Source organism: Empedobacter sp. R750 (assembly GCF_030324345.1).
Taxonomy (GTDB): Bacteria; Bacteroidota; Bacteroidia; order Flavobacteriales; family Weeksellaceae; genus Empedobacter; species Empedobacter falsenii_C.
In genome coordinates, this window is sequence record NZ_JACAGF010000038.1 from 1 (window position 1) to 5,089 (window position 5,089).

Annotated in this window: 6 protein-coding genes; all 6 read right to left on the bottom strand. The window is 29.5% G+C overall.

Going from position 1 to position 5,089, the window contains the following annotated elements:
* Positions 1-798: 798 nt before the first annotated feature.
* The 6 genes from HXZ74_RS16995 to HXZ74_RS17020 all read right to left on the bottom strand — a co-directional run bounded on the left by HXZ74_RS16995 (position 799) and on the right by HXZ74_RS17020 (position 4,889).
* Positions 799-1,614: a siderophore-interacting protein gene (locus tag HXZ74_RS16995; protein WP_286476500.1), complete on the bottom strand. Its 816-nt coding sequence runs from the start codon at positions 1,612-1,614 to the stop codon at positions 799-801.
* Positions 1,615-1,628: 14 nt separating this feature from the next.
* Positions 1,629-1,808: a cupin domain-containing protein gene (locus HXZ74_RS17000; protein WP_286476501.1), complete on the bottom strand. Its 180-nt coding sequence runs from the start codon at positions 1,806-1,808 to the stop codon at positions 1,629-1,631.
* A 1-nt stretch (position 1,809) separates the two neighbouring features.
* Positions 1,810-1,932: a cupin domain-containing protein gene (locus HXZ74_RS17005; RefSeq protein ID WP_286476502.1), complete on the bottom strand. Its 123-nt coding sequence runs from the start codon at positions 1,930-1,932 to the stop codon at positions 1,810-1,812.
* A gap of 585 nt (positions 1,933-2,517) precedes the next feature.
* Positions 2,518-3,540, bottom strand: a complete 1,023-nt coding sequence (locus HXZ74_RS17010; RefSeq protein ID WP_286476504.1) for a ligand-binding sensor domain-containing protein — start codon at positions 3,538-3,540, stop codon at positions 2,518-2,520.
* A gap of 362 nt (positions 3,541-3,902) precedes the next feature.
* The gene (locus HXZ74_RS17015; RefSeq protein ID WP_286476505.1) at positions 3,903-4,220 is read right to left on the bottom strand and encodes a hypothetical protein; all 318 of its coding nucleotides are present in this window, start codon (positions 4,218-4,220) and stop codon (positions 3,903-3,905) included.
* Positions 4,221-4,334: 114 nt separating this feature from the next.
* Positions 4,335-4,889, bottom strand: coding sequence for a hypothetical protein (locus HXZ74_RS17020; protein ID WP_038336981.1), 555 nt, complete (start codon positions 4,887-4,889; stop codon positions 4,335-4,337).
* Positions 4,890-5,089 lie beyond the last annotated feature (200 nt).

The window sequence follows — 5,089 nt, forward strand, 5'->3', positions numbered from 1 at the left end:
TAAATCTTTTTCTTCGCTTCGAACTTTTCATTTATGAACGCCTTTTTATTGAATGGTCGTTTTAAATTTCGTTAAATAAGAAAATTTATTTTTTGATTATTTGGATGTGATGCTGAAACGAGTTCAGCAGGACAAGGTGGATAGAGTTATCTGCGGAAGTTATACGATTGCTCGAAAAGGATAGCTTCTATTATTATATACTATACTTTTTTAATTTTAAAAAAATTAAAACTCATTACTTCTATTCATAACTAGATAACACCCCTATAATCCCCTCAAGGGGATAGTTTCATGATGTGATGCTGAAACGAGTTCAGCAGGACTGGGTGGAGATAATTTTATCGAGAGATTTATAAGAATACTAAAAAGGATTGTGTATATTTTTTCTGTTTCTCGAAACTTAGAACTTATTATTCGCAACTTAAAAAACACCCCCTACACCCCCCTCAAGGGATAGTTTCGTATTTCGTTTTAACCACAAGAAATGATTAGACGGAAATGGTTTGCTGAATTAAGCAAAGCAGCAGCGGATACTTTGTGGTTATCGACTCGGGAAGAATTGTCGCGAAGCGAGAATAACTATTCAATATAGTTAATAATATAATAGATGCCATACAGAAATGAGTTTAGCATGATTTCCAAATAAAATTTTATTGAAAAAGTTTTTAAGAAACTTAAAAGAACAACATCTATTATATATAGTAAGCCTTAAAATAATACTCATTCATATAAGTTAAAAGATAAATTGTACGAAAAGTGTATTATAACTAAGTAATTACAACCCAAAATGATGTTAATTTAACTATTCTCATCTTTCTCTTTGTGACGATCAACAACCGATTTATCTTCTGAGACTCCAGCTTTCCAATAAGAATAAGCATACAGTTCCTCTTGTTTCCATCCTTTTTCTTTTCTTAAATAGTGTCGAATTTCTTTGACCGTTGAAAACTCTGTTGCTATATATCCAAAACGTGATGTTTCAGGCAATGCCTGCTGCTTAACAACTTCTGCCATATTACTTCCTTTCTTTGGATATTCATTATGCAACCAAATAAAATTGATAGTAGCTTCTGTCTGTAAATCCTGTTCATCTTCTTTTCCGTGCACTTCAATAATACAAGTACCTTTAGCTGTTGGAGGTAAATCCTCTAAAATAGCCGATAGCACTGGAATACCAGTGGCATCAGCAACCAAAAGATAATTTTTGGCTTGGGTATATAGTTCTGTTTTTCCATTTTTCATTAAAACACCTAAGACATCACCCTCCTTTGCTGAAATTGCCCAAGCAGAAGCTACACCTTCGTCTTCGTGCGCGACAAAATCTATCCATATTTCATTCGTCTTTAAATCAATTCCTCGATGCGTATAGGTACGAACAGTAGGTTGAATTTCTTTTGACATTGGATACCATTGTCTTTTTTCGTAATCAAATTCAGGAAAATGAATTTGATTAATTCCTTTTGGTGGAATTAGTATCTTATTGTTTACACCAATTGTGGAATTAGCAAATAAAGGAACATTTTCTCCCTTAAGATAAATACGTATATAATGAGGTGTAATATATTCTTTTCTGCTTAATTTTAACTCAGCTTTTAGAGGTGTGAAATCATTCATAATTCTATTTTTTTTTATAATTGTTCAAACATTAGGGCACTTGCTTCTTCTTTTACATAAGGTTTATGTTCCACTCCACTTGGAATTACTATAAACTCTCCTGTTTTTATCTCTTCGGTTCTGTCCGCAAATTCAACAAACATAGTTCCCTCTACAATTAGCAATACTTTATCTCCGTTGTCGTGCTTATACATTTCAAACTCCTTTCAGTTTTAAAATTTTTATAGCGAGATTATTAACTTTTGCAAGTTCTTTCAAGCTCCAAAATTCTGTAATTGTTTCAAGCTGTGATTGAATGTTTATTTTATTTGCTTCCATTTTAACCGTTTTTTATGAATTGTTATACGATTAGTACATTACTAATCATTCATTTGAACAAAGTTAAAAATTATTTAGAATAATTATAAATAATAAATATAAAGCTATTATGATCAAATATTTGTTGTTCTCTAATTTATTTACCGTACGAGGAACTTATATAAACAATAATTAATAATCTTCATCGCTTCTTAGATATTAATCTTTCTTTATATATCAGATATTCTACTCGTACAGATTTTCGTAGAGGGTCTAAGAAATTTTTGTCTGCCGAAAATAAATTAGACCAATTGACATTTTTATTTATTGTTTACGTGAAAGAGGAATTTGCTATTATTAAAAACAGCTGCTTTTAAAAGTATAAACAGTACTGTGCATCACAACAACACAAGCTGTAGAGAAGGTAACAATATTGAAAGAGTTTACAGAAGATATTGCGGAGACTTAAATTCACTAACGTTCACTTATTAAAGAAGCATGCGTTGTTAGCTTCAAAACTAAATGATAAGAAAAAAATGATTTTGAGTTTATATCAGAAATAGCCTTAGCCTTCGTTTAATTATCATTATTCTGCATTCGTATTTTTTAAAATTGCTTTTCAAATACCTTTCCGTCAAATTTATATATTTTTCCGTCTGCCATTCCAAACCATAATTCTTTGTTGTGATCTTCGTAAATAGAGAGAACGAAATCATTGGTCAATCCATCTTTTTGAGTATAATTTTGTAATTGTTTTCCATCAAATTTCCAAATTCCAGCATCTCTATCTCCAAACCAAATATTTCCTTTGTGGTCTTCAGCAATTACAAAAACGTGTTCCAATGTTCCTTCGGGTGATTTTTCTCCATTTCGTTTGCTATTGGGATGAATCAAGTTATGTTTTTTTGAAAAATTGATGATTGACTCTCCTTCTTTAAGTAATACGCCGATTCCATTATTCCCAATCCAAAGCCTACCTTTAGAATCTTCGTAAATACTTCGTATATGCAAAGGTTCGATCTTTCTATCCAATCCTAATGTCTCGTTATTAATGATTGTAAAATCACTTCCATTGTATCCTAAAACACCTGTATATGTAGCAAACCAAATCATATTGTTTTTACCTTTTGATATATCAGTTACAGCAAATAAATTATTCTTTGTGTCAAGATTTTTTTGAGAAGGAAAAACTAAATAATGTAGTTGTTGCCCGTCATACCTATAAACTCCAGGATTATTCCCCGCTTCAAACCATAAGTCATTTTCAGATTTCATCCATTTACTTACCTTATCATCATTGCTTTGAATAGGAAAAATATTTGGAGAATTTTCGTTTTTCGTTTTTGTGCGATTAGTAACTTTTGTACCATCGTAACTGCTAACTCCAGTTTGTGTTTCAAACCAAATAATGCCTTTTTTATCTTCTTGAATAGAATGGATTTGATCATCAGAAAGTCCATCATTACGAGTAAAATAGCTGAATGATTTACCATCATAAACCGCAACACCTTCTTGAAGACTTCCAAACCAATAATTCCCCTTACTATCTTGAAAAATCGCACGAATTCCTGAAGTAAACTTTAAAGTATCAGTTTTTGGAGTCACAACCAATTCAGGTTCGCTTTTCACCTTTTCTATTGATTTATTTTCCGTACAAGAAAAGTTAAATGATAATACAAAGACTAGGAGAATCAATTTTATTTTTCTGTTCATTTCTACTTATTCTAATAAGATGCTCAACGATTAGTGGTTTTGCGAAGAAACTGAAAATGAAAAAATTTTCAATTTTACCAATACACTCTGCTCAGGAATAAATATAGTTATTTTTCAGTATCTTACTGTATATGAACAAAAAAACAATTTACACCTTAGCTATTTATATGAAGTCAGTTTAGAAATATGCGAGAATAGAATATATCAATTTCATATTTATTATTTCGATAAACTGAGGATAATATTATAATAAAAATTAAGACGCTTTAATTAAATCTTTACTCCATTTCATGAAAATACTCATAAGCATAAGCTTCAATTTCACCACTTATTAAATTTCCATTTTCATCTTTAATTTCATACAATTCCTGATTATTGCCAATTGAAGCACATCCATCTAATCCTAATAATATTGTATAAAATGTATCTCGTAATGTTGAATTAATAATTTGTTTCATAATTTCAGATTGTTCATTATTTAATTTCATAGATTGAATTAATTTTTGAACTTCTGATTGGGATTCATTATTTATAAATTCTCTTAAAAGAGAATCTTTTTCTAACTTAAAATTTTCAACAAATTCTTTTGGTTTCATTTTTTTTAGATTTATAGGTAACAAGAAAATCATTAGCGAATAAGGAAGCGAAAACTTCAATTTTTCCCTCATCCAACATATCGCTACTACAATGTTAACTGTAGTCCTTTTTTCTTATTTTGATTCAAATATTTTATTTATTCTTGGTTGAATGATCCAAATTCCAATTGGAAAAAACCAAAGAAGAAAAAATTCGCCCGCAAAATCACTAAATGTTACAGGTTTTTGTAGTTCGACACTTTTTAATTCTTTTGCAATAAAATATAAACTATAGAAAATACAAAACATTGAAAAAAGATGAGTAGGAATTATAAATGCAAAAACAATCGGATTTGGTTGTTCATTTATAGAAGATTTTGTAAATATTCCAGCTTGATAAATAGACAGAATAAAAATATAAACTATTGGTATAATTAAAAATATTTTGAACTTACTCAAATTCATTTTTACAGTTTTTGAAAGCTTTTTATTAAGATTTGTTCCCAAAGAATAAAACCAACTTAAAAAAAGTACAAGATAAATAATTGTAGTTATTGGAAAAGTATAAGTTAATGTTTTTGGATCTTTAGTTACAATAATTAAGCTAAAAGTTACTATTTGTAAAATGAATGGAACTCCAATTAACAGAGCAAATACTTGCCAATGTTTAAGCGTTAAAAATTTTGACATATTTATTTAGTTTCTTTTGTAGACATTGTTTGTAATGTATTACAGCTAATGAGCCGATTATTTGCGAAAAACAGGAAAAGCTAGGATGAAAGTTTACTTTCAGCCCGTTTTTTTTAACCAATGCGATGTTGTACGACGTAGTTATGTTTTGGGTTTTAGTCCAGCTAAATATTTTCGTATGTCATTTTCTAATTTATCCG

What these genes read in the sequence shown, in the direction of transcription:
- HXZ74_RS17015 (WP_286476505.1), bottom strand. Translation starts at nt 4,220, where the DNA reads ATGAAACCAAAAGAATTTGTTGAAAATTTTAAGTTAGAAAAAGATTCT.
- HXZ74_RS17020 (WP_038336981.1), bottom strand. Translation starts at nt 4,889, where the DNA reads ATGTCAAAATTTTTAACGCTTAAACATTGGCAAGTATTTGCTCTGTTA.
- HXZ74_RS17000 (WP_286476501.1), bottom strand. Translation starts at nt 1,808, where the DNA reads ATGTATAAGCACGACAACGGAGATAAAGTATTGCTAATTGTAGAGGGA.
- HXZ74_RS17005 (WP_286476502.1), bottom strand. Translation starts at nt 1,932, where the DNA reads ATGGAAGCAAATAAAATAAACATTCAATCACAGCTTGAAACAATTACA.
- HXZ74_RS16995 (WP_286476500.1), bottom strand. Translation starts at nt 1,614, where the DNA reads ATGAATGATTTCACACCTCTAAAAGCTGAGTTAAAATTAAGCAGAAAA.